The following is a 23612-nucleotide window of genomic DNA, read 5'->3' as shown; positions in this document are numbered from 1 at the left end:
CGACACCCCTGCGGGTGACCGCAGGGGTGTCGACGTACGGCGGCGGGCCCGGGCCCGCGCGACTCAGCGGGTGAAGACCTGCAGCTCCGCGGCGTGCACGATCGTGCCGCGGTCGGAGGCCGTGGCGCAGTCGGTGTCGTTGAGCGGGTCGGCGTCGGACTCACCGGCGTAGCCGGCGAAGCCGGTGCACTGGTTCTCCAGGGTCACCAGGCGCACGGCCGAGGCCTTGACCGCCCCGATGCGGAAGCTGCGCATGGTCTGGTCGGGCGCGACCGGGCGGGGGCGCCTGCCCGGGAAGGCGTCGGCCCGCGACACGAAGACCCGCTTCCAGGTGGCCCGCGGGCCCGAGCAGCCCGAGGTGCACACCTCGATCGCGAACTTCCGCAGCGCGGTGAAGCGGGAGCCGGAGTCGGGGTCCTCGTCGACGGCCAGCGGCAGCGCGTCCGGGTCGGCCGGGGCGGGGGTCAGCAGGGCGCTGACCTGGACCCGACGGATCGTGTGCCTGCCGCCGGCGAGGTCCACCGACACCGAGGGGCGGGAGACGTCGACGTTCTCCGTGGTCACGCCGCCCCAGTTGGTGGCCTCGGTGCCGTCGATGAGGAAGGCGGCGTTGCGCGAGCCCTCGGTGGCGGCGAGGACCGTGGCCCCGGAGGCCTTCGCGGCGAGGTTGGTGGCCCCGCCGATCCGCACGGTCCGGGCACCGGGACGCACCGTCATCGTGAAGCGGCGGAAGCCCTGCTTCTCCGAGACCGCGAGCATCTCGTAGCGGCCCGGCACGAAGGCGGCCGTCTCCCGCAGCCTCCGGGTCGACCGCGACAGGTCGGCCACCGGGGTGGCGCGGGCCTCGTAGTGGCCGACGTAGACCTCGGTGTCGGGAGCGGCGCCGGTGAAGCGCACGGTGCCGTTCCGCTGCTTCGGCGAGGCGAAGCTGGGCACGGTGGCCTCGGAGTCGGCGTCGGGCACGGAGGCGCCCTTGCCCATGCCGCGCTGGGCGAAGGCCTTCCACATGACCGTCTGGTTCTTGCCCCCGAAGCGCATCCGGTCGGCGGCCAGCATCGCGTCGCGGGCGTCGAGCATGGAGGTGGCGCCCTGCTGGAGCAGGAAGGAGTCGAACATCAGCTGGACCCAGCGGCGGTTGCCCGGGCACAGGTTGGCCGGCAGCGGCGACACGGTCTGGTCGCCCTGGGCGCAGCGCAGCTGGAGCCGCTGGTCGGCGTAGGGGAAGCGGTCGTTCCACGTGCGCACGAGCGCCTGGCGCACCGACCACTGGGTGCCGTTCCAGATCTCGCCGTCGGCGTGGACCTCGGCGCCGGTGGTGTCGAAGCCGTAGTCGGAGTAGTTCAGCGGGTTCTTGTCGATGGAGTAGTCGCGGATGGCCACCGACGTGTTGCCGGTGGCGTAGACGCCGACGGCCCAGATGTTGCCGCCGTTGTCGTAGCCGTGGCTGAACTGGTACTCCGCGGCCACCAGGTCGCTCCACGACTCGCCCATCGCGCCGCCCTGCTCGGAGGTCAGGCCCTCGTCGGGCCCGGCGACCATCCGGTTGCTGATGGCGTGGGTGTACTCGTGGCCGACGATGCCCATGTCGAGCCCGCCGTCGGTGCAGGGGGCGTAGAAGGCCCCGGCGATGGGCTGGAAGAGGTACTGGTTGGTGATGCCGGGGATGCCGTCCTGCAGGGCGATCTGGTTGGCGTTGTCGCGCCCGAGGCCGGTGAGATACGTCGCGCCCGTGAGGGCGCCGGCCTGGGCGTTGCCGATCTCCTGGTCGCCGCCGACGCCGCCGCGGCCGTGGTTGTCGAGCTGGAGGTTGTAGTTCTCCTCGGTGAAGCCGAGGTAGTAGGAGTAGTCGTGCATGCGGTTGTGCGAGACGAACAGGTTGCCCACCGAGGCGTCGATGTCGTTGCCGCCCGGCACGAGCTGGGCGGGGTCGCACCGGGAGTTGTTCCAGGCGTCGGTGAACTCCGTGGTGTAGTCACGGGTGGGGGAGACCGGCGCCTGGAAGAAGCCGCCCGGGGTCAGGGGGCTGGCCCAGGCCTCGTGGGTGTTGGCGTTGTTGCCGACCGTGGTCAGCGTCGGCACGGTGCCGCCGACGGTGTCCCACGGTCCGACCGACGCCGGGTTGCGGAAGGGGCCGGTCGGCGTGGTGCAGCCGGCGCCCTGGACCCAGCAGCCGATGACGGAGTTGCCCGGCGTGGCCTCGCCCAGGCTGGTCATGGCGGGGTTGGCGGTGAAGTAGCGCCAGCGCGGGTCGGGGAGGCCGCCGCCGGTCGCGGGCGCGGCCTGGTCGCTGGTGGTCACGGTGAGGGCGTACTGGCCGACGACGACGGAGGCCGCGTCGAAGGGGCACACCTGCACCGAGTAGACGCCCGCGGGGATCTCGTCGGCGGTGTAGCTGAGCACCTCGGGGCTGGTCAGCAGGTCCTGGGCCAGCAGCAGCTCGCCGTCGGGGCCGAAGAGCTTGACGGTGATGTCGTCGGTGGGCGCGGCGATGCCGACGGCGTTGATGGAGCGGGTGAGGTCGTCGCCGAGCTCGAAGGTGTGCATCGGCCCGCACGCGGTGGCGGTGACGGAGCCGGTGAAGACGTCGTCGTACATCGCGTTCTCGACCTGGTTCTGCCGCACGAGGACGTCGCCGGTGACGGCGTCGACCAGGGAGGTGTAGGCGAAGGCGTCGCCCGCCTCGGTGTCGACGACGTTGGCCTCGAGAACGGGGCGCACGGAGCCGTCGGGCATCGGGAGGGCACGCAGGCGCACCTGCTGCTCCTGGGCGAAGCCCGGCACCTGCAGCCGGGTCCAGCCGCCGGAGACGGAGTCGACGACGTCGTCGACGAGTCCGGTGTCGAAGGTGGGGCGCACGTCGCGGGTGGCGGCCACCCAGCCCTCGAGCGGGCTGAGCGAGGCCGCCGGGGGCGCGGCGGTGGTGCGCGCGAGGGAGGAGGAGACGTAGGCGACGGTGCCGTCGGCGGCGACGCCGACGGTGACCAGGCCGCCCCGGGCGGGGGCCAGCCCGCCGAAGTCCTGGCGCAGGAGCACGGCGCGGGCCGCGGTGTCGGGCATCGCCTGGTCGTTGACCAGCACCAGGCCGGCCAGGTCGGCGGCGCGCAGCCCGAAGAGGCCCGCGTGGTCGGCCAGCCAGGCGCGGGCGGTCTGCACGGGGGTGCCGGCGTCGGGGCCGAGGACGCCGTCGGCGGGCAGGATCGAGGAGGGCGTGCCGGAGGCGTTCCACCGCAGGTCCACGTCGCCGAGCGCGGCGACGGCGGCGCGCTGCGAGGCCAGGGGCGCGACCGCGTCGCGCACGTCGAGGTCGGCCAGCCCGGCGACCGGGTCGCCGAGGGTGACCACGTCGTCGGGGTGCAGGGCCGCGTCGGCCGTGGCCGCGACCGGGGAGGTGCCGGCCACGGCCGGCAGCTGCGTGAGTCCGGGCAGCACGGCCGCGGTCAGCAGGGCGAGGGCGGCCGTGGTGCGACGGCGCCTGGCGGGAGGTGTCATGGCCAGCACAACGGCGGGTGCGGGCCCGACGTTATGCGCGGGCACGCCACGAAACACGAACGTGACACGGCGCCGCCGGGCGGTCCCACCTCGACGGCGCCTCTTGGAACGATCAAGTCCAGCCGCTACCTTGCCGGGATGCGCGCCATCCGCCGGTTCACCGTCCGTCCCGTGCTGCCCGAGTCCCTCGCTGCGCTCGGCGAGCTCGCGGGCAACCTGCGCTGGTGCTGGCACCCGCCGACGCAGGACGTGTTCGCCGCAGTCGACCCCGCCCTGTGGGAGTCCAGCGGTCGCGACCCGGTCCGCCTGCTCGGTGCGGTCTCGCGGGCCCGCCTCGACGCGCTGGCCGGCGACGAGGCCTTCCTGGCCCGACTGGAGGAGGCCCGTGCCGACCTCGCGGCCTACCTCGGCTCGCAGCGGTGGTACCAGCGGGCCACCGCGAGCGGCTCGCTGGAGGGTCCGCGCGCGGTCGCCTACTTCTCCCCGGAGTTCGGGATCACCTCGGTGCTGCCGCAGTACTCCGGGGGCCTCGGCATCCTGGCCGGCGACCACCTCAAGGCCGCCAGTGACCTCGGTGTGCCGGTGGTGGGCGTCGGCCTGCTCTACCGCCACGGGTACTTCACCCAGGCGCTGTCGCGCGAGGGGTGGCAGCAGGAGACCTACCCGGTGCTCGATCCCGACGAGCTGCCGATCTCCCTGCTGCGCGAGCCCTCGGGGGAGCGCGCGCTCATCAGCCTGGCCATGCCCGACGGACCCGAGCTGCTCGCCCGGATCTGGGTGGCCTCCGTCGGACGGGTGCCGCTCCTCATGCTCGACACCGACGTCGAGGGCAACCCCGAGCACTACGTCGACGTCACCGACCGCCTCTACGGCGGGACCAGCGAGCACCGCCTGCGCCAGGAGCTGCTGCTGGGCGTCGGCGGTGTGCGCGCCCTGCGCGCCTTCGCCCGCATCACCGGCCACCCCGCTCCCGAGGTCTTCCACACCAACGAGGGCCACGCCGGCTTCCTGGGCCTGGAGCGCATCCGCGAGCTCACCGCCGACCCCGCCGGACCGGGGCTGGACTTCGACACCGCGCTCGAGATCGGCCGCGCCTCCACGGTCTTCACCACCCACACGCCGGTGCCGGCCGGCATCGACCGCTTCTCGCGCACCCTGGTCGAGCAGTACTTCTCCGACGCCGGTCCGACCCCCGGGGTGCCGGTGGAGCGCGTCCTCGCCCTGGGCGCCGAGGACTACCCCGGCGGCGACGCCGGCGTCTTCAACATGGCCGTCATGGGCTTCCGCCTGGCCCAGCGCGCCAACGGCGTCTCGCTGCTGCACGGCGAGGTCAGCCGCGGCATGTTCCACGGTCTGTGGCCGGCCTTCGACGAGGCGGAGGTGCCGATCGGGTCGATCACCAACGGCGTGCACGCCCCGACCTGGGTGGCCCGGGAGATCCTCGAGCTGGCGGCCGGCGAGGGCGCCGACCCCGACGGCGACGACACCGAGGCCTTCTGGGCGGCGGTCGACACCGTGCCGGCGGAGCGGATGTGGGCGGTCAAGCGGCAGCTGCGCGAGCGGCTGGTGCACGAGGCGCGCCGGCGACTGGCCGCCTCCTGGGAGCACCGGGGCGCCTCGCGCGCCGAGCTCGGCTGGGTGGACTCCGCGCTGGACCCCGACGTGCTGACGGTGGGCTTCGCCCGCAGGGTGCCGTCGTACAAGCGACTCACGCTGATGCTGCGCGACCCGGCCCGCCTCACGCGGCTCCTGCTCGACCCCGACCGCCCGGTGCAGCTGGTGATCGCGGGCAAGTCGCACCCCGCCGACGACGGCGGCAAGCGGCTGATCCAGGAGCTGGTGCGCTTCGCCGACGACCCCGCGGTGCGGCACCGCATCGTCTTCCTGCCCGACTACGACATCGCCATGGCCCAGCCGCTCTACCCCGGCTGCGACGTCTGGCTCAACAACCCCCTGCGGCCCTACGAGGCGTGCGGCACCTCGGGGATGAAGGCCGCGCTCAACGGCGGGCTCAACCTCTCCGTCCTCGACGGGTGGTGGGACGAGTGGTACGACGGGGAGAACGGCTGGGCCATCCCCTCGGCCGACGGCGTGGAGGACACCGAGCGCCGCGACGACCTCGAGGCCGACGCGCTCTACACGCTGCTGGAGAACGAGGTCGCGCCCCGCTTCTACGACGTCGACGCCGCCGGCGTGCCGACCCGGTGGGTCGAGATGCTGCGCCACACGCTGAAGTCGCTCGGGCCGAAGGTGCTCGCGACGCGCATGGTGCGCGACTACGTGCGCACCCTCTACGCCCCGGCCGCGGCCACCTCCCGGGCGCTGGGCGCCGATGAGTCGGGGGCCCGGGAGCTCGCGACCTGGAAGGCACGGGTCCGCGCGGCGTGGCCGGGCGTGCGCGTCGAGCACGTGGAGTCCAGCGGGGTCGGCGACGCCCCCGAGGTGGGCGCGGTGCTGAGCGTGCGGGCCTTCGTGGCCCTCGGCGACCTGGCGCCCGACGACGTCACCGTGCAGCTGGTGCACGGCCGCGCCACCGGCGAGGACGAGCTGGTCGACACCGTCACCGTCGACCTCGCCGTCGGCGAGACCTACGAGGGGGGCCGCCACCGCTTCGACGGCGAGGTCGTGCTCGACCACTCCGGGCCCTTCGGCTACACCGCCCGGGTCGTGCCGCGGCACCCGCTGCTGGCCTCGGTCGCCGAGCTGGGCGTGGTGGCCCTGCCCTGACCCCCGGGTGCGTCCGGGCCGCGGCGGCTACTCGGTCTGCTGGAGCACCAGCACCGAGCGGCTGCCCAGCACCAACCCGTCGCCGGCCTTGACCGCGGTGCCGACCGGCAGCTCGACGTCGGTGCTCACCACGACCTCCCCGGCGCGCACCCAGTCGTTGACCGGCAGCTCGATGCGGCTCGGTCGCGAGCTGGAGTTGAGCCAGATCATGAACGAGCTGTCGAACTGCTGCTGCCCGCGCGGGCCGGGGGAGCGCAGCGGCGCGCCCGAGAGGAAGAGGGCGACCGTCTTCAGACCGTGGTCGTGCCAGTCGGCGTCGGTCATCTCCCGGCCCGTCGGGTGGATCCACGCGAGGTCCTTCGGACCGCCGCGGATGGTGGGTCGCCCCTCGAACCAGTGCCGCTGGCGCAGCGCGGCGTGGTCGCGACGCAGCCGGAGCGCGGCCTTCGTGACGCGCAGGACGTCGAGCCAGGCGTCGTCGTCGGACCAGTCGATCCACGACAGCTCGTTGTCCTGGCAGTAGGCGTTGTTGTTGCCGCGCTGGGTGCGCCCGCGCTCGTCGCCGGCGGTGATCATCGGGACGCCGTTGGACAGGCAGAGCGTGGCCATCATGTTGGCGGCCTGACGCCGGCGCAGCTCGAGCACCTCGGCGTCGTCGGTGTCGCCCTCGACGCCGTGGTTCCAGGAGCGGTTGTTGTCGGTGCCGTCGCGGTTGTCCTCGCCGTTGGCCTCGTTGTGCTTGTGGTCGTAGGACACGACGTCGCGCATCGTGAAGCCGTCGTGGGCGGTGACGAAGTTGACCGAGTTGTAGGCCGAGCGGCCGTCGTCGGCGTAGAGGTCGGAGGAGCCGGCGAGCCGGGTCGCGACCCGGTGGATGCCCGAGGACTGCCCCCGCCAGAAGTCGCGGATGGTGTCGCGGTACTGGTCGTTCCACTCCACCCACGGCGGGGGCATCCGGCCCACGAGGTAGCCGTCCATCGAGGCGTCCCACGCCTCGGCGATGAGCTTCACGTGGCGCAGGACCGGGTCCTGGCCGATGGCGGTGAGCAGCGCGCAGCGCATGTCGATGTCGTAGCCGGTGCGGGTCAGTGCCGACATCAGGTCGAAGCGGAAGCCGTCGACGTGCATCTCGGTGACCCAGTAGCGCAGCGAGTCGAGGATGAGCCGCAGCGCCTGCGGGTCGTCGGTGTTGACCGTGTTGCCGCAGCCGGTGACGTCCCAGTAGGTGTCGACGAAGGTCGACGCCCCGGTCTTGTCGTCCACGGTGGGCTTGACCCGCTTGTAGAAGCCGCGGTCGTCGAGGCCGCGGAAGGACAGCGTGGGTCCGAGCGGCCCCGCCTCGGCGGTGTGGTTGTAGACGACGTCGAGGATGACCTCCAGGCCGGCCTGGTGGAAGGCCTTGACCATCTTCTTGAACTCCACCACCTGCTCGCCGCGGTCACCCGTGGCGGCGTAGGCGTGGTGGGGGGCGAAGTAGCCGATGGAGTTGTAGCCCCAGTAGTTCGACGCGCCGCGCTCGGTCAGGCCGGGCTCGGAGACGAACTCGTGGATGGGCAGCAGCTCGACGGCCGTGACCCCGAGGTCCTTGAGGTAGTCGATGACCGCGGGGTTGGCCAGGCCGGCGTAGGTGCCGCGCAGCCACTCGGGGACCCGGGGGTGCAGCTGCGTCATGCCCTTGACGTGGGCCTCGTAGATCACCGTGTCGCGCCAGCGGCGCCGCATGGGCGTGTCGCCCTCCCAGTCGAAGGAGGTGTCGACGACGACGCTGCGCGGCACGTGGGGCGCGGAGTCCTCGTGGTCCTGCTCCGACGGTGCGCCGCGGACGTAGCCGAAGGTCGCGGCGTCGGGGGTGTAGTCGCCCGAGACCGCCAGGCCGTAGGGGTCGAGCAGGAGCTTGGCGGGGTTGAACCGCATGCCGCGCTCGGGGTCCCACGGGCCGTCGACGCGGTAGCCGTAGCGGGTGCCGCGCGGCAGGGCGGGCAGGGCGCCGTGGAAGATGCCCAGCGACCGCTCGGTGAGCGGGTAGCGGGTCTCCACGTCGGGCCCGGGTCCGTCGGGGCCCTCGGGGCCGTCCTCGAAGATGCAGACCCACGCCTCGGTCGCCGCCGGGGCGTAGACCGCGAAGTTGGTCGACTCCTGGCTCCAGGTCGCGCCGAGGGGCCAGTTGCGGCCGGGCCAGACCGGCGAGGTCTGGCCGAGGTGGGTCCACTTGGTCGGTGTCACGGCATGCATCATCGCCGATGGTGGCAGCATGCCGGAGGACTACCGCCCAAACCCGGGCCCAGCACCGACCACAGCACCGACCACAGCACCGACCGCAGGACGACGACAGGGAAAGAGGACGACGATGGGTGAGCTCGTGCGGCTGGAGGTCGCCGACGGCGTCGGCACCATCCGGCTCGACCGGCCGAAGATGAACGCCATCAGCGTGCAGGTGCAGGAGGAGATCCGCGCCGCGGCCGCCGAGGCCACCGACCGCGACGACGTGCGCGCCGTCGTCGTCTACGGCGGCGAGCGGGTCTTCGCCGCCGGCAACGACGTCAAGGAGATGGCCGACATGTCGCACGTCGACATGGTCAAGCGGTCGGGCCCCCTGCAGTCGGCGGTCACCGCGGTGGCCCGCATCCCCAAGCCCGTCGTCGCCGCCGTGACCGGCTACGCCCTCGGCGGGGGCTGCGAGCTGGCCCTGGCCGCCGACGTCCGCTTCGCCGCCGACGACGCCGTGCTCGGCCAGCCCGAGGTGCTGCTCGGCATCATCCCCGGCGCCGGCGGCACCCAGCGGCTCAGCCGCCTGGTCGGCCCGAGCCGCGCCAAGGACATCATCTTCACCGGGCGCTTCGTGGGGGCCGAGGAGGCGCTGGCCATCGGCCTGGTCGACCGGCTCTACCCCGCCGCGTCGGTCTACGAGGAGGCCGTGGCCTGGGCGCGCCAGTTCAGCACGGCCGCGGCGTACGCCGTGCGCGCGGCCAAGGAGTGCGTGGACCGCGGCCTGGAGACCGACCTCGAGACCGGCCTGGAGATCGAGCGCCAGCAGTTCGCGGCGCTCTTCGCCACCCGCGACCGCGAGATCGGCATGACCTCCTTCGTGGAGCAGGGCCCGGGCAAGGCGGTCTTCGAGGGCCGCTGAGCCCGCTGAGACCCTCGGGCCCCGTCGGGGGCGGTGTGCCATCCTTCCCCGAGGATCCGACCGACGAAGGAGTCACCCGTGGCACGACTGGCCGACCGACTGGGCAACCGACGGGGCAAGCGGGGCGAGACCGCGGCGCAGGAGGGGACGGCCGCGGCCGAGAGCCCGGCGCGTGCACCGCGACGCGACCGCGGCGCCGCGGTCGCCGCCGTCCGGCTGCGCCTGGCCCAGGTGGTGTGGGCGGTCTTCGTGCTCTGCGCCCTCGCGCTGGCGGTGGGTGCGCTGCTCATCGCGGTCGACGCCAACCCCGACAACGGGCTGGTGTCCTTCGTGAAGGAGACCGCCGACGCCGTCGACCTGGGGGTCTTCTCCCGCGAGGACGGCATCATGAAGTTCGACGGACAGAACGCCGGCACCAAGAACGCCCTGGTCAACTGGGGCCTCGGGGCGGTCGCCTACCTCGTGGTGGGCCGCGTCCTCGAGCGCGTCATCCGCCCCTGAGCAGGGCCGCAGAGCGACGCAGGACCCTGACAGCGACGCTGTCAGGCATGTGAGATAGCCAACCAGTGAGGCGTGTACCGCCGGAAGTGACTCGGCGGTAACCTCGAGGTCACATCGAGTGCACAGGAGGGGCCGTCCAGGCCATCTGCCATGAACATCATTGTCTGTGTGAAGTACGTGCCCGACGCCACTGCCGACCGGCAGTTCGAGTCGGACAACACCGTGGACCGCGTGGGCGTCGACGGGCTGCTCAGCGAGCTCGACGAGTACGCCGTCGAGCAGGCGCTCCAGCTCAAGGAGAAGGCCGGCGACGACACCACCGTCACCGCCCTCTGCGTCGGCCCCGACAAGGCCGTCGACGCCGTGCGCAAGGCGCTGCAGATGGGTGCCGACAAGGGCATCCACGTCACCGACGAGGCCATCGCCGGCTCCGACTACATCGCCACCTCGCTGGTGCTGGCCAAGGCCATCGAGAAGGCCGGCTCGGAGCAGGCCGTCGACCTGGTCATGTGCGGCATGGCCTCGACCGACGCCTCGGGCAGCGTGATCCCGGCGATGCTCGCCGAGCGTCTCGACCTGCCCCAGGTGACCTTCGCCTCGGTCATCGAGACCCAGGGCGACCAGATCCGCGTCAAGCGCGACTCCGACACCGCCACCGAGGTCATCGGGGCCACCTTCCCCCTCGTGCTGTCGGTCACCGACCAGACCGGCGAGGCCCGCTACCCCTCCTTCAAGGGGATCATGGCGGCGAAGAAGAAGCCGATGGAGACCTGGTCGCTGTCCGACATCGGCGTCGACGCCGGCGAGGTCGGCCTGTCGGTCGCCTGGAGCGAGGTCGAGGACACCACGGCCCGCCCGCCGCGCACCGCCGGCGAGATCGTGACCGACGAGGAGGGCTCGGGCGCCACGGCGCTCACGGGCTTCCTCGCCTCCAAGAAGTTCATCTGAGGACGAGGAGCACACACCCATGACTGAGGTCCTGGTCGTCGTCGACCACGTCGACGGCGCTATCCGCAAGCCGACCTTCGAGCTGATCGCGCTGGCGAAGCGCCTCGGCTCGCCCTCCGCGGTGTTCTTCGGCGGCGCCGACGCCTCCGCCGCGGCCGCCGAGAAGCTCACGGCCTTCGGTGCCGACAAGATCTACGTCGTCGACGACGCCGAGATCAAGGGCTACCTGGTGGCTCCCAAGGCCGAGGCGCTGCAGCAGCTGGTCGAGAAGACCTCGCCCGCCGCGGTGCTGCTGGTCTCGGGCTACGAGGGCAAGGAGGTGGCCGGTCGCCTGGCCATCAAGACCGGCTCCGGGCTGATCACCGACGCCGTCGACGTCGAGGACGGCGGCGTGACCACGCAGAGCGTCTTCGCCGGCAACTACACCGTCAAGGCGAAGGTCACCAAGGGCACCCCGATCATCACGGTCAAGCCCAACTCCGCCACCCCCGAGGAGACCGCGGGCGCCGGTGAGGTCGAGCAGTTCGCCGCCACCGTCTCCGACGCGGCCAAGAAGGCCCAGATCGTGGCCGCCCAGCCGCGCCAGGCCACCGGTCGCCCCGAGCTGACCGAGGCCGCGATCGTGGTCTCCGGCGGTCGTGGCACCGGCGGCGACTTCGCCCCCATCGAGGGCCTGGCCGACGCCCTCGGCGCGGCCGTCGGCGCCTCGCGCGCCGCGGTGGACTCCGGCTGGATGCCCCACAGCTTCCAGGTGGGCCAGACCGGCAAGACGGTCTCGCCGCAGCTCTACGTCGCCAACGGCATCTCCGGTGCGATCCAGCACCGCGCGGGGATGCAGACCTCCAAGACCATCGTGGCGGTCAACAAGGACGAGGAGGCGCCGATCTTCGAGCTCGTCGACTTCGGCGTCGTGGGCGACCTGCACGCGGTGCTCCCCGCCGCGACCGAGGAGATCAACCAGCGCAAGGGCTGAGCCCGACCCGCGTCAGCCGGCCCGCACGACACCGCCAGGGGCGGCCCCCGCCCGGGGGCCGCCCCTGGCGTGCGTCCGGCCCGCGAGAGCGACCGGTCGCGACGGGCGCCGGCACGCTCCGGGCACTACCCTCGCGCCATGAGCACGGGTCACGAGGTCGGCGGGGTCGACGGGGACGGCGGGGTCGGCGGGGTCGACGGGGCTGACGAGCGGACGGTCGAGCAGGTCCACGAGGTGGCGCGGCGGGCGCGCGCCGCGAGCCACGCGCTCGCCCTGGCCACCCGAGCCCGCAAGGACGCCGTGCTGCACGCGATGGCCGACGATCTGCTCGCGCGCGCCGCGGAGGTGCTGGCGGCCAACGCCACCGACGTGGCGCGCGCCGAGGCCGCGGGCACGCCGCCGGGCATCGTCGACCGGCTGCGGCTCACCCCGGAGCGGGTCGCAGGCATGGCCCAGGGCCTGCGCGACGTGGCCGCGCTCCCCGACCCGGTGGGGGAGGTCGTGCGGGGCGGCACGCTGGCCAACGGGCTCGAGCTGCGCCAGCTCCGGGTGCCGTTCGGGGTCGTCGGCATGATCTACGAGGCGCGCCCCAACGTCACCGCCGACGCCGCGGGCATCTGCCTGAAGTCGGGCAACGCCGTGCTGCTGCGCGGCAGCTCGAGCGCCCGGGCCAGCAACACCGCGCTCGTCGAGGTGCTGCGCGACGCGGTCGCTCGCGCCGGAGGCGGCGAGATCGACCCCGACGTCGTCCAGCAGGTGCCGGGGGAGACCCGCGGGTCGGTCACGGCCCTGATGCGGGCCCGCGGCCACGTCGACGTGCTGATCCCGCGCGGCGGGGCCGGTCTCATCGCCGCCGTGGTGGAGGGCTCGACCGTGCCGGTCATCGAGACCGGCGTCGGCAACTGCCACGTCTACGTCGACGCCGCGGCCGACCTCGACAAGGCCCTCGCGATCGTGCTCAACGCCAAGACCCACCGGCCCAGCGTCTGCAACGCCGCCGAGTCGCTGCTGGTGCACGCCTCGCTGGTCGACACCTTCCTGCCGCGGGTCGTGCGCGCCCTGCAGGACGCCGGGGTCACCGTGCACGGCGACCCGGTGGTGGCGCGCCTCGACGGCGTCGTGCCCGCCACCGACGAGGACCACGCCGCGGAGTACCTCTCCCTCGACATCTCCGCGGCCGTGGTCGGCTCGGTGGAGGAGGCGGTCGACCACGTGCGTCGGTGGTCCAGCGGCCACAGCGAGGCCATCGTCACCGAGGACCAGGGCGCGGCGCGCCGCTTCGTGGCCGCCGTCGACTCCGCGGCCGTGCTCGTCAACGCCTCCACCCGCTTCACCGACGGCGGGGAGCTCGGCTTCGGCGCCGAGATCGGCATCAGCACCCAGAAGCTCCACGCACGCGGGCCCATGGGGCTGCCGGAGATGACCTCGACCAAGTACGTCGTCACCGGTGACGGCCACGTGCGCTGAGCCCGGAGCCCGACCGGTAGGCTGTGGGGCATGACCGCCGCTCAGCTCGTGCAGAACCTCGTCCTCGTCGCCTCCGAGGAGGAGCACGAGATCAACCACCTGCTCTCCTGGGGCATCGGCGTGCTGACCCTCGGCATCCTGCTGGGTCTCGCCTTCGCGCTGGCCGCCTTCGGCGCCGGGCGCGAGCACAGCTGAGCAGCATGAGGCTGTCCCGATGACCGCCCGTCCCGGAGGGCGGCGGCGCCGCGTCGGCGTCATGGGCGGCACGTTCGACCCGATACACCACGGGCACCTCGTGGCGGCCTCGGAGGTCCAGGCCTGGTTCGACCTCGACGAGGTCCTCTTCGTGCCCACCGGCGACCCGTGGCAGAAGTCCGACCGCGACGTCTCGCCGGCCGAGGACCGCTACCTGATGACGGTCATCGCCACGGCGGCCAACCCGCGCTTCAACGTCAGCCGCGTCGACATCGACCGCGACGGGCCGACGTACACGATCGACACGCTGCGCGACCTGCGGGCCAGCCACCCCGACGCCGACCTCTACTTCATCACCGGCGCCGACGCGCTGGCCGACATCTTCACCTGGCGCGACGCCGAGGAGCTCTTCTCCCTGGCGCAGTTCGTCGGGTGCACGCGGCCGGGCTACGAGATGGACGCCCAGACGCTGGCCGCCATCCCGGCCGACCGCGTGACGATGGTGGAGATCCCCGCCCTGGCGATCTCCTCCAGCGACTGCCGCGACCGCAAGCGGCGGGGCGAGCCGGTCTGGTACCTCGTGCCCGACGGGGTCGTGCAGTACGTCGCCAAGCACGACCTCTACCCCCAGCAGACCCCGCGGCGCACCGCCGACCACCCCGAGCCCGACCTCACCCACGACCTGTCCGGAGCCCCATGACCGCCACCGACCACGCCCTCGAGCTCGTGCACGCCGCCGCGCGCGCCGCCTCCGACAAGCTCGCCCAGAAGATCGTCGCCTTCGACGTCAGCGAGCAGCTGGCCATCACCGACGCCTTCGTCATCGCCTCGGCCACCAACGACCGGCAGGTCAAGGCCATCGTCGACGCGGTCGAGGACGCCCTGCGCGAGATCGGCGCCAAGCCGATCCGCCGCGAGGGCGAGCGCGACGGCCGCTGGGTCCTCATCGACTACGGCGAGGTCGTCGTGCACGTGCAGCACGAGGAGGAGCGCGACTTCTACGCCCTCGAGCGGCTCTGGCGCGACTGCCCCGCGATCGCGCTGCCGGCCGACGTCACCTCCCCCCAGCGTTGAGCCCCGCCGCCCCGCGGCGGCTGGTGCTGCTGCGCCACGGGCGCACCGCGTGGAACCACGCCCGCCGGGTGCAGGGCCACGTGGACGTCGAGCTCGACGAGGTGGGCCACCAGGAGGCCCGCGCGGCCGCTCCCGAGGTCGCCCGGCTGCGTCCGAGCCTGCTGTGGAGCTCCGACCTGCTCCGGGCGCGCCAGACGGCGTCCTACGTCGCCGCCGCGACCGGTCTCGAGCCGTCCTACGACGAGCGGCTGCGCGAGTTCCACCTCGGCGAGCGCCAGGGACTGACCCACGACGAGTACGCCGCGGCCGACGCCGAGGAGTTCGCGCTGTTCCGGCTCGGTCACTACGACGCCGCCCCGGGCGCCGAGCCGACCCATGAGGTGGGTGAGCGCATGCGCGCCGCGCTCGGGGACCTGCTGGCCGCCCTGGCGCCGGGGGAGTGCGGGGTGGCCGTGACCCACGGGGCGGCCGCACGCGTCGCCGTCGGCGCGGTGCTCGGCTGGCCCGCGGGGCAGTTCCGCACGCTGCGGGGTCTGGGCAACTGCGGCTGGGTCGAGGTCGTGGAGCACCCGGCCGGTGGCCTCTCGCTCGACGCCTACAACCGCGTCGCCGCAGGTCAGGGCGCCTGACGCGTCGACCACCGCGCCCGCGCGACGCGCGGGCGACACCCGGATTTCACATCCGGGAAGACGTGTGGCTAGTATTCCGGACGTCGCCGAGGCGGGGGAACCCGGCTCGAGACGGCGGGGCTGTGGCGCAGCTGGTAGCGCATCTGCATGGCATGCAGAGGGTCAGGGGTTCGAGTCCCCTCAGCTCCACCGACACGAACGAGGCGGATCCCACCGGGGTCCGCCTCGTTCGTCATTTCTCCCCCTCGTGGGTGACTGCGCGGGGTGACGCCTTGTCGACCCGGGTGAAGTGGATCACTCTGTGGAGATATACCTCGACATCGTGTTGAGGTTCATCCCTCAGGAGGCGTCATGACCACCATCCACCCCGACGGACCCCGACCCGTCAGCAGCCAGTCGCTCGACGGCGAGCGCGGCGAGGTCGTCGACTGGACCGACCTCGGGCGCAGCATGTGGGACTTCCTCACCGGCCGGCAGGCGGCCATCCACTACCGCTTCGAGGACATGGCCGTGGAGGTGCCGCGCGACACCGGCTCCAACGCCCCCCGCGCGACCTGGAAGGTCCACGGCACCCTGACCATCACCACGACCGACTCCGCCGTCCCCTCCGCCGCCGGGGAGCGCTGAGCCGTGGCCGTGCGGGTCGCGGCCGACCTCGAGGTCAGGCTGCAGCGCGGTGACGGTGACCCCGGCGGCGAGGACGACGTCGTGCTGCACCTGCGGGGCCACGACAGCCGGCTGACGATGGAGGTCAGCGACCCTGCCGTGTTCGCGGGCTCCGCCGACGCCCCGGCCGTGCGCGCCTTCGCGGAGGCCCTCGCCTCGCGCGGCGTCGTCGTCCGCGTGGTCCACGAGGGGCGGCTCCTGGTGTGCCTCGGCGCCGTCAGGGCCCCGTGGTGGCAGCGCCGGGCCACCGGCTCGGCCCGCATCCGCCTGGGCGGGCTGCGGGGCGCGGTGACCTCGGCCCGCGCCCGTGCCCGACGGGCCCCCGGGGTGCTGCCGAGCGCCTCCCTGCTGCCGCCGGCCACGATGTGGCCGATCGCCCCGACCTTCGCCCGGCGCTCGCGCCGGCGGGTCACGGGCACCCACGACCCGGCCCGCGGCGGCTCGGCACGCCTGGTGCTGGTGCGCGAGGACGTCTGGGGTGGCGAGCGCCAGCCGATCTTCTGGCTCGGCGACGGCGTCACCATCGGCTCCGACCCCGGCTGCGACGTCGTGCTGCGCGGCCTGGCGCCGCTGCACGCCCGGGTCGAGCACGACGAGGAGGACGAGTACGTCGTGCGCGCGGTCGAGGGCGACGTGCGGGTCCACGGCGCGCGCGTGCTCGGGTCGGTGCTGCGCAGCGGCGCCCGTGTCGACCTCGGGCCGCACCACCTGGCCTACTACCGCGAGGAGCACGCCGACCACGGACGGCCCTACTACGGGCGCATCGGCGGGGAGCTGGGGCGCCAGCGACCGCAGCCCCCCGACGACCGGCCGGCCGTTTAGGTCAGCCTCACCTTTCTGGAACCATTCCAGAGAACCTGCTTGAGTGGGGACACCACCGAGGAGAGGAACCACCCATGACCGACGTCCTGCACAGCGAGACCACCCACGTCGCCCGCCCCCCCTTCACCGCCTCCGAGCGGCTGGCGGCCCACCTGCAGCAGATGAGCGTCGACCTCATCGACCTGCACGTGCAGGGCAAGCAGGCCCACTGGAACGTCGTCGGCCTGAACTTCCGCGACCTGCACCTGGCCCTCGACGAGGTCGTCGACGCCGCCCGCGAGTTCTCCGACACCGTCGCCGAGCGCATGCGCGCCATCTACATCACCCCCGACGGGCGCTCGGCGACGGTCGCCGCCCAGACGAGCCTGCCGCAGTTCCCCGCGGGCGAGGTCAACACTGCCGACACCGTCGACCTCATCACCGGCGCGATCTACGCCACCACCGGCACCGCGCGCCGCATCCACGACGAGGTCGACGCGGAGGACCCCACCACCGCCGACATCCTCCACACCGTCATCGAGCGCCTCGAGCAGCTGGCCTGGATGATCGACGCCGAGAACCGCGTCGCCGGTCGCAGCCTGCCGCGCCCGCTGCACGGCTGAGCGGGCTCGGGAGCGGCTAGCGCCGGGGGACCGGAGCGGCGCCGAAGCGCATCGCGAAGTCCTCGGCCACCGCGCTGGTGACCGGCGAGGCGCCGCGCAGCCAGGCCAGCGCACCCTCGGGCTCGACGGTCCACCGGGCCCGGGCGGGGCGCACCCGCCCGGTGGCCCGGATCGGGCTGGCCACGGTGACGCCGTCGCGGGTCTGCACGACGTGGGAGCGCAGGGGCAGCGGCAGTCGCAGCCCCGGAAGCCGTCGGGGTGCGGTCCCGACCGAGGCCAGCGGCCCGTCGTCGGTGCGCGCGCCGATCCGGTCGGGCGCGGGGGAGGAGAAGGTGGCCAGCTCCTTGGGGATGCCCCACAGGCCACGGCCGCCGGCCCGCGAGACCTCGCTGTCCACCCAGATGTCGGTGATCGACAGCGCCAGCCCCCGGCCGTGGCGCACCACCACGGCGGCGAGCAGCTCGTCGTAGGCCATCAGGCCCCGCTCGTCGTAGCGCACGAAGGCGGTCGCCGCGAGTGCGCGGCCGCGCAGCACCACCGGCCGCACGCCCGCCGGCAGTGCGGGCAGGTCGCCGACGGGCACCGCCCAGGCAGTGAGCCGGCCCGTGCCGGTGAGGTCCCACGGCTCGGGCGGGTAGGCGCCGGCCGGCTCGGCCGCGCTCACGACACGTCCTCCAGCTGCGACCAGTCGACGCGGGCGGTGCGCTCCTGGTACTCCTGCACCCGCCCGGGCCAGTTGGTGCTGATCCGGCCGCCCTCGACGTACCAGCTCGAGCAGCCGGCCCAGGCGCTGCGCGCCAGCCGGGTCTGCATCTCCTCGTCGTAGGCGTCGTAGACCTCCGCGCGCGGGGCGACCCCGCGGGCGCGGCCGTCGGCGATGCCGCGGGCGACCTGGGCGATCCACCCGGCCTGCGCCTCCATCATGGTGATGATCGAGCTGCCCCCCAGGTTGGTGTTGGGCCCGTAGACGCAGAACAGGTTGGGGAAGCCCGCCACGCCCACGCCGAGGTGGGCGCGCGCGCCACCGCGCCACTGTTCGGCGAGGGTCCGGCCGCCCGGGCCCACGACCTCGACGCCGTCGAGGAAGCGGGTCGCGGCGAAGCCGGTGCCCCAGATCACGACGTCGACCTCGTGGAGCACGCCGTCGGCGGTGCGCACGCCGGTCGGCTCGACGCCGGCCACGGCGGTGTCGACCACCTCGACGTGGTCGCGGTCGAGCGCGGGGTACCAGTCGTTGCTGAAGAGCAGCCGCTTGCACCCGATCGGGTAGTCCGGCACGAGCCGGGCCCGCAGTGCGGCGTCGCGCACCTGGCGGCGCAGGTGCAGCCGCCAGACCGCCCGCAGGCCGCGGTTGATGGCCGGCGTCAGCGGCGACTCCCCGACGAGGGCGGCGTTGAGCCGCTCGGTGAGCCAGAACCACGAGCGCCGCTCGGCGCCCATCAGGGCCGGCACCCGGTCGAAGACGCGGTGGTGCCGCTCGCCCCACTCCTGGTCGGGCTTGGGCACGACGTAGGGCGCGGAGCGCTGGAAGACCGTCAGCGCGCCGACCCGGTCCACGATGCCCGGCACGAACTGGATCGCGCTGGCGCCGGTTCCGACCACGGCCACGCGCTTGCCGGTGAGGTCGACGTCGTGGCGCCACTGCGCGGAGTGGAAGGACGGGCCCGCGAAGGAGTCGGCGCCCGGCAGGTCGGGCACGACCGGCTCGGAGAGCTGACCGGTGGCGGTCACCACCACGTCGGCCTCGTACGTCGCGCCCTCGGCCGTCGCCACGGCCCAGCTCCGCGTGTCCTCCGACCAGCGCAGCGAGGTCACGGTGCGTCCGGTCTCCACGTGGTCGAGCAGCCCCTCCCGGGCCGCGGTCTCGCGCAGGTAGGCGAGGATCTCCGGCTGGGTGCCGTAGCGGTGCTGCCAGTCGGTCTTCACCGCCCAGGACCAGGAGTAGAGCGGCGAGGGCACGTCGCAGGCGGCCCCGGGGTAGGTGTTGTCGCGCCAGACGCCGCCGGCCGCCTCGGCCCGCTCGAGCACCGTGACGTCGTTGAGACCCCGCTCGCGCAGGGCGCGCACGACGCCGAGGCCTCCGAAGCCGGCTCCGACCACGAGGACACGGGGGGCACGGGGGGCACGGGGGGCACGGGGGCCCTGCGCGGGCGTGGGGGTGACCATGCCCCGACGCTAGGACGCTGGTTGCCGCCGGGGGAGCGGTCGGGCAGGATCGGCTTGATGATTCCGGACAACCTGCCCGCCCCCGCGGCCGCCGACTGGGACTTCCCGCGCTCGGCCCTCGGGGTCGCGCTGCTCGTGCGGCACGCGTGCCGCGCCGGGCTGGCCCCCGAGGCCGCGCTGGCCGGCACCGGCCTGGCGGTCGGCGACCTCGAGGCGCCGGGGGCAGTGGTGACCGCCGCGCAGGAGCTGCGGGTCGTGCGCACGCTCCAGCGGCACCGCCCGGGGTCGGGGGCCGAGGTGGGGGCGTCCTACGACGCGAGCACCTTCGGGGTGCTCGGGCTGGCCCTGCTCGCCAGCCGCACCGTGCGTGACGCGGTCGAGGTGGCGCTGCGCTACATCGACCTCAGCCACGCCTTCGCGATCCCTCGCGCCGGCCTCGTCGACGGCCGGCTGGTGGTCGACCTCGACGGGTCGGGGCTCCCGGCCGACGTGCGCGCGTTCCTCCTCGCCCGCGACGCCACCGCCGTCGACACCGTCCTGGCCTCGCTGGTGCCCGGGGGCGTGGGCGCCCGGCTGAGCCTCGGCGCCGACCGGGCCCGCCTCGAGGTCGACGCGGCCGAGCTCGCCCGTCCGCTGCCGCGGCCCACCGGTCGCGCCGCCGCGCAGGTCGACCGGCTCGCCGAGCAGCTGTGCCTGCAGGCCGTCGCCCGCCGGCGCGAGCGCACCGGCGTGGCCCAGGAGGTGCGCGTGCTCATCGCCCAGCGCCTCGCGGCCGCAGCGCCGATGCCCGAGGTCGCCTCGGCCCTCGGGCTCAGCGAGCGCACGCTGCGGCGCCGGCTGGGAGCCGCGGGCACGACGTACCGCGAGCTGCTGGAGGAGGTGCGGGCACCGCTGGCCGCCGAGCTGCTGGGCGCCGGGCTGCCGGTGGCCGAGGTGGCGCGGCGGCTGGGCTACGCCGAGACCGCGGCCCTCACCCACGCGCACCGCCGCTGGACCGGCGGACCCCCGTCGAGCGCGCGCCGGGAGCACCCTGCGTTCACCCAGAGGTCACCGCGACCCCACCTGCAGGCCCCCTCCCGCACCACCTGACCTTCCTAGGGTGCGGCCGTTGCCCGCGGACACCGCGGGCCACCACGACGATCGATCATGGAGAGCCCATCCCGATGACGACCACCCCCACCACCCCGGTCAGCCCGATCAGCCCCACCGTCGCGGACGCGCCGACCGCGCGCCGCAGCCTGCCGCTCGTGCCCGTGCCCTCCGGCACCCGCCACGGCTCGCGCAGCTACGCCACGTGCTTCTTCCGCTGCGGCCTGGCCTGCGACCACCCCGAGCCCAACCAGACCGGCCACGGCCACGTGCAGGACGAGATCGTCAAGGCCGTCGCCCGCCGCTCCGTGCTCAAGGGCGCGGCGACCACCTCCGGCGCGCTCGTGCTCGGCGGCCTCACCGCCGGCGCCCTCGGCGGCGCGGCGGCGGCCGCCCCCGCCGCGCCCGCCGCGCCGTCGGCCAAGCCGATGAGCGGCGACCTGGCCCGCGCGGCGTTCTCGCCGGTCGGGCCCAACAAGCGCGACGCCGTGACCGTGCCCCGCGGCTTCGACCACTCCGTGGTGATCAGCTGGGGCGACCGGGTCGTGGCCGGCGCGCCGCGCTTCGACGCCTACGCCCAGACCCCCGAGGCCGCCAAGACCCAGTTCGGCTACAACTGCGACTACGTCGGCGTGCTCCCGCTGCCCGCCAAGGGCAAGGGCAAGGGCGGCAAGGGCGGCACGCAGTACGGCTACCTGGCCCGCGACTTCGACCAGGCGCTCCTGGTCGTCAACCACGAGTACACCGACGAGAACCTCATGTTCCCGACCGGCGTCTACACCGCCGACCAGGTCAAGGCCATCGCCATGGCCAGCCACGGCATGTCGGTGGTGCAGATCAAGCGCGCCAAGGTCGACGGCGACTGGCTGCCGGTCAGCGACCTGCGGCGGGCGCGCTACAACCGCCGCCTCCACATCGACACCACCTTCGTCGTCGACGGGCCCGCCGCCGGCGACGAGCGGCTGCGCACCAGCGCCGACCCGACCGGCACGAAGGTGCTCGGCACCCTCAACAACTGTGCCGGCGGCACGACGCCGTGGGGCACGGTGCTCTCGGGGGAGGAGAACTTCAACCAGTACTTCGACGCCCCCGACGGCCTCGACGAGCGCTACACCGAGCAGTACGCCCGCTACGGCATCAGCGGCAAGGGCAAGGGCTGGAACACGGTGGACCCGCGCTTCGACCTCAGCGCCGAGCCGCACGAGCCGCACCGTTTCGGCTGGATCGTCGAGGTCGACCCCTTCGACCCCGACAGCGCCCCGCGCAAGCACACGATGCTGGGCCGCTTCAAGCACGAGGGCGCCAACGTCGTCATCGCCGAGAACGGTCGCGCCGTGGCCTACATGGGCGACGACGAGCGCGGTGACTACCTCTACAAGTTCGTCTCCGCCGGCACCTTCGACGACGCGGGCTCCGAGCGGGCCAAGCGCCGCAACCTGCGCCTGCTCAGCGCCGGCACCCTCTACGTCGCGCGCCTCACCGGCGACGGCGCCGAGGACGGCGTCTCCGACGGCACGGGCGAGTGGATCCCGCTGTGCAGCGACACCGAGTCCTTCGTCGAGGGCATGTCGGTGGCCGACGTGCTGCTCTTCACCCGCCTGGCCGCCGACAAGGTCGCCCCGACCCGGATGGACCGCCCCGAGGACGTCGAGCCCAACCTGGTCAACGGCAAGGTCTACGCCGCGCTGACCAACAACTCCAACCGCGGCACCGCCGCGCTGCCCACCGACGAGCCCAACCCGGTCGGCTCCTCGATGGTCCGTGCCTCGCTGGGCGCCCCGCTGACGCAGGCCTCGGGCAACCGCAACGGCTACGTGCTGGAGATGACGCCGGGCAGGGGCGGCCACGCGGGCACGACCTTCACCTGGGACCTCATGCTGGTCTGCGGCGACCCCGCGGCGCAGGAGACCTACTTCGCCGGCTTCGACAAGTCGCAGGTCAGCCCGATCAGCTGCCCCGACAACGTCACCTTCTCCGACGACGGCTCGCTGTGGATCTCCACCGACGGCAACGTGCTCGGCTCCAACGACGGCGTCTTCCGCGTGCCGACCTCGGGACCCGACCGCGGCAAGGTCGAGCAGTTCGTCACCGTGCCGCGCGGCGCGGAGGCCTGCGGGCCGCTGGTGACCGACCGCAACCGGTCGCTGTTCTTCGCCGTGCAGCACCCTGGCGAGGCCGACACGGCCACCTTCGAGGCCCCGCAGAGCACCTGGCCCCACACCGACGACTTCCCGCGCCCGTCGGTGGTCGTCGCCTTCCGCCGGGCCTGACGGCGCTCCTCGCGCCCGTCCGGAGCGGCACCGGGCGGGCGCGGGGCGCTCACGTGATGGTGAGGCCGCCGTCGACCGCGAGGGTCTGGCCGGTGACGTAGCCGCCGGCCGGCGAGGCCAGCCAGACCACCGTGGCGGCCAGCTCGGCGGGGTCGCCCTTGCGTCCGGCCGGGATGCGCTGCTGCATCGACTCGAGGTAGCCCTCGGGGTACTGCTCGGTCATCTCGGAGGCGAAGAAGCCCGGGGCGATGGCGTTGACCCGGATGCCCTTGCGTCCGGTCCACTGCTGGGCCAGGTCGCGCGTGAGGCCGATGAGGCCGGCCTTGGACGCGGCGTAGGCGGCCTGGGGGAGACCCGCGGTGGTGAGGCCGAGCACCGAGGAGATGTTGATGATCGACGAGCCGTGGCCCATCACCCGCCCGCAGGCCTGGGCCATCCAGTAGCAGCCGTTGAGGTTGACGTCGATGACGCCGCGGAACTGCTCGGGCGTCTCGCGCGTGGCGGGCACGGCGGTGCCGATCCCGGCGTTGTTGACCAGGACGTCGACGTGGCCGAACTCCTCCATGGCCAGCGCCACGAGCCGGTCGCACGACGCGGGGTCGGCCACGTCGGTGGCCACCGGCAGCGCCGTGCGGCCCGCGGCGCGCACCAGGGCGGCGGTCTCCTCGAGGCGGTCCACCCGCCGGGCGCCGATCACGACGTCGGCGCCGGCCTGGGCCAGGGCCTCGGCGAAGGCGACCCCGAGGCCGCTCGAGGCGCCGGTCACGACGGCGACCCTGCCGTCGAGGCGGAACATGTCGGAGACGGTGCGCGGGCGGTCGGTCGTGGTGGGGTCGGTCATGGCGTGATCGTAGGCACACCGGGGCC

At 73.7% G+C, this 23612-nt stretch carries 20 protein-coding genes and 1 tRNA gene; 16 read left to right on the top strand and 5 right to left on the bottom strand.

What is annotated here, in order from left to right; genetic code table 11:
- Positions 1-63: 63 nt before the first annotated feature.
- Positions 64-3489 (bottom strand): M36 family metallopeptidase, encoded by a 3426-nt coding sequence (locus LPA27_RS12290; RefSeq protein WP_228942609.1) that lies wholly within the window; start codon positions 3487-3489, stop codon positions 64-66.
- 138 nt (positions 3490-3627) lie between these two features.
- On the opposite strand from LPA27_RS12290, the gene glgP reads away from it, so the two are divergent.
- Positions 3628-6216, top strand: coding sequence for an alpha-glucan family phosphorylase (gene glgP / locus LPA27_RS12285; protein WP_228942608.1), 2589 nt, complete (start codon positions 3628-3630; stop codon positions 6214-6216).
- Between the two features lie 27 nt (positions 6217-6243).
- Here glgP and glgX read toward each other — a convergent pair whose 3' ends face one another.
- Positions 6244-8439, bottom strand: coding sequence for a glycogen debranching protein GlgX (glgX, locus tag LPA27_RS12280; protein WP_056864165.1), 2196 nt, complete (start codon positions 8437-8439; stop codon positions 6244-6246).
- Positions 8440-8563: 124 nt separating this feature from the next.
- On the opposite strand from glgX, the gene LPA27_RS12275 reads away from it, so the two are divergent.
- The 13 genes from LPA27_RS12275 (at position 8564) to LPA27_RS12215 (ending at position 17220) form a co-directional block, all read left to right on the top strand.
- Positions 8564-9343 (top strand): enoyl-CoA hydratase/isomerase family protein, encoded by a 780-nt coding sequence (locus LPA27_RS12275; protein WP_228942607.1) that lies wholly within the window; start codon positions 8564-8566, stop codon positions 9341-9343.
- Between the two features lie 78 nt (positions 9344-9421).
- Positions 9422-9844 carry a hypothetical protein gene (locus LPA27_RS12270; RefSeq protein ID WP_228942606.1) on the top strand — a complete coding sequence of 141 codons (423 nt, stop codon included), beginning with the start codon at positions 9422-9424 and terminating at the stop codon, positions 9842-9844.
- A gap of 150 nt (positions 9845-9994) precedes the next feature.
- A complete protein-coding gene (locus tag LPA27_RS12265) occupies positions 9995-10792 on the top strand; it encodes an electron transfer flavoprotein subunit beta/FixA family protein (protein ID WP_056864167.1) in 798 nt (265 codons plus the stop codon).
- 19 nt (positions 10793-10811) lie between these two features.
- Entirely contained in the window at positions 10812-11765 is a 954-nt protein-coding gene (locus LPA27_RS12260) for an electron transfer flavoprotein subunit alpha/FixB family protein (RefSeq protein ID WP_228942605.1), read from the top strand.
- A gap of 138 nt (positions 11766-11903) precedes the next feature.
- Entirely contained in the window at positions 11904-13232 is a 1329-nt protein-coding gene (locus LPA27_RS12255) for a glutamate-5-semialdehyde dehydrogenase (RefSeq protein WP_228942604.1), read from the top strand.
- A 30-nt stretch (positions 13233-13262) separates the two neighbouring features.
- On the top strand, positions 13263-13427 hold the full coding sequence (locus LPA27_RS12250) for a hypothetical protein (protein ID WP_156697867.1): 165 nt from the start codon (positions 13263-13265) through the stop codon (positions 13425-13427).
- A gap of 19 nt (positions 13428-13446) precedes the next feature.
- On the top strand, positions 13447-14127 hold the full coding sequence (gene nadD / locus LPA27_RS12245) for a nicotinate-nucleotide adenylyltransferase (protein WP_056864170.1): 681 nt from the start codon (positions 13447-13449) through the stop codon (positions 14125-14127).
- A complete protein-coding gene (gene rsfS, locus LPA27_RS12240; RefSeq protein WP_056864171.1) occupies positions 14124-14501 on the top strand; it encodes a ribosome silencing factor in 378 nt (125 codons plus the stop codon). Before nadD ends, rsfS begins: the two co-directional genes overlap by 4 nt.
- Positions 14498-15130: a histidine phosphatase family protein gene (locus LPA27_RS12235; RefSeq protein WP_228942603.1), complete on the top strand. Its 633-nt coding sequence runs from the start codon at positions 14498-14500 to the stop codon at positions 15128-15130. Before rsfS ends, LPA27_RS12235 begins: the two co-directional genes overlap by 4 nt.
- A 116-nt stretch (positions 15131-15246) precedes the next feature.
- Positions 15247-15319, top strand: a tRNA-Ala gene (locus tag LPA27_RS12230).
- Between the two features lie 162 nt (positions 15320-15481).
- Positions 15482-15757: a hypothetical protein gene (locus LPA27_RS12225; RefSeq protein WP_056864172.1), complete on the top strand. Its 276-nt coding sequence runs from the start codon at positions 15482-15484 to the stop codon at positions 15755-15757.
- A gap of 3 nt (positions 15758-15760) precedes the next feature.
- Positions 15761-16618: an FHA domain-containing protein gene (locus tag LPA27_RS12220; RefSeq protein WP_228942602.1), complete on the top strand. Its 858-nt coding sequence runs from the start codon at positions 15761-15763 to the stop codon at positions 16616-16618.
- Between the two features lie 74 nt (positions 16619-16692).
- A complete protein-coding gene (locus LPA27_RS12215) occupies positions 16693-17220 on the top strand; it encodes a Dps family protein (protein WP_056864174.1) in 528 nt (175 codons plus the stop codon).
- 16 nt (positions 17221-17236) lie between these two features.
- On the opposite strand, the gene LPA27_RS12210 is transcribed toward LPA27_RS12215, so the two are convergent.
- On the bottom strand, positions 17237-17884 hold the full coding sequence (locus LPA27_RS12210) for an acetoacetate decarboxylase family protein (RefSeq protein ID WP_228942601.1): 648 nt from the start codon (positions 17882-17884) through the stop codon (positions 17237-17239).
- On the bottom strand, positions 17881-19386 hold the full coding sequence (locus LPA27_RS12205) for a flavin-containing monooxygenase (protein ID WP_228942600.1): 1506 nt from the start codon (positions 19384-19386) through the stop codon (positions 17881-17883). Before LPA27_RS12205 ends, LPA27_RS12210 begins: the two co-directional genes overlap by 4 nt.
- 57 nt (positions 19387-19443) lie before the next feature.
- Here LPA27_RS12205 and LPA27_RS12200 point away from each other — a divergent pair, with 57 nt between their 5' ends.
- Positions 19444-20475 (top strand): AraC family transcriptional regulator, encoded by a 1032-nt coding sequence (locus LPA27_RS12200; RefSeq protein WP_228942599.1) that lies wholly within the window; start codon positions 19444-19446, stop codon positions 20473-20475.
- 74 nt (positions 20476-20549) lie between these two features.
- The gene (locus tag LPA27_RS12195; RefSeq protein WP_228942598.1) at positions 20550-22745 is read left to right on the top strand and encodes a PhoX family protein; all 2196 of its coding nucleotides are present in this window, start codon (positions 20550-20552) and stop codon (positions 22743-22745) included.
- 49 nt (positions 22746-22794) lie between these two features.
- Here the strand turns inward: LPA27_RS12195 and LPA27_RS12190 are convergent, their stop codons facing one another.
- Positions 22795-23586: an SDR family NAD(P)-dependent oxidoreductase gene (locus tag LPA27_RS12190; RefSeq protein ID WP_228942597.1), complete on the bottom strand. Its 792-nt coding sequence runs from the start codon at positions 23584-23586 to the stop codon at positions 22795-22797.
- Positions 23587-23612 lie beyond the last annotated feature (26 nt).

Origin of the sequence: Nocardioides sp. Leaf374 (genome assembly GCF_916862475.1) — a bacterium.
In the GTDB taxonomy this organism is placed as follows: Bacteria; Actinomycetota; Actinomycetes; order Propionibacteriales; family Nocardioidaceae; genus Nocardioides; species Nocardioides kribbensis.
The sequence above is the reverse complement of the archived record's forward strand: the minus strand, read 5'-3'. Positions and strand labels throughout refer to the sequence as shown.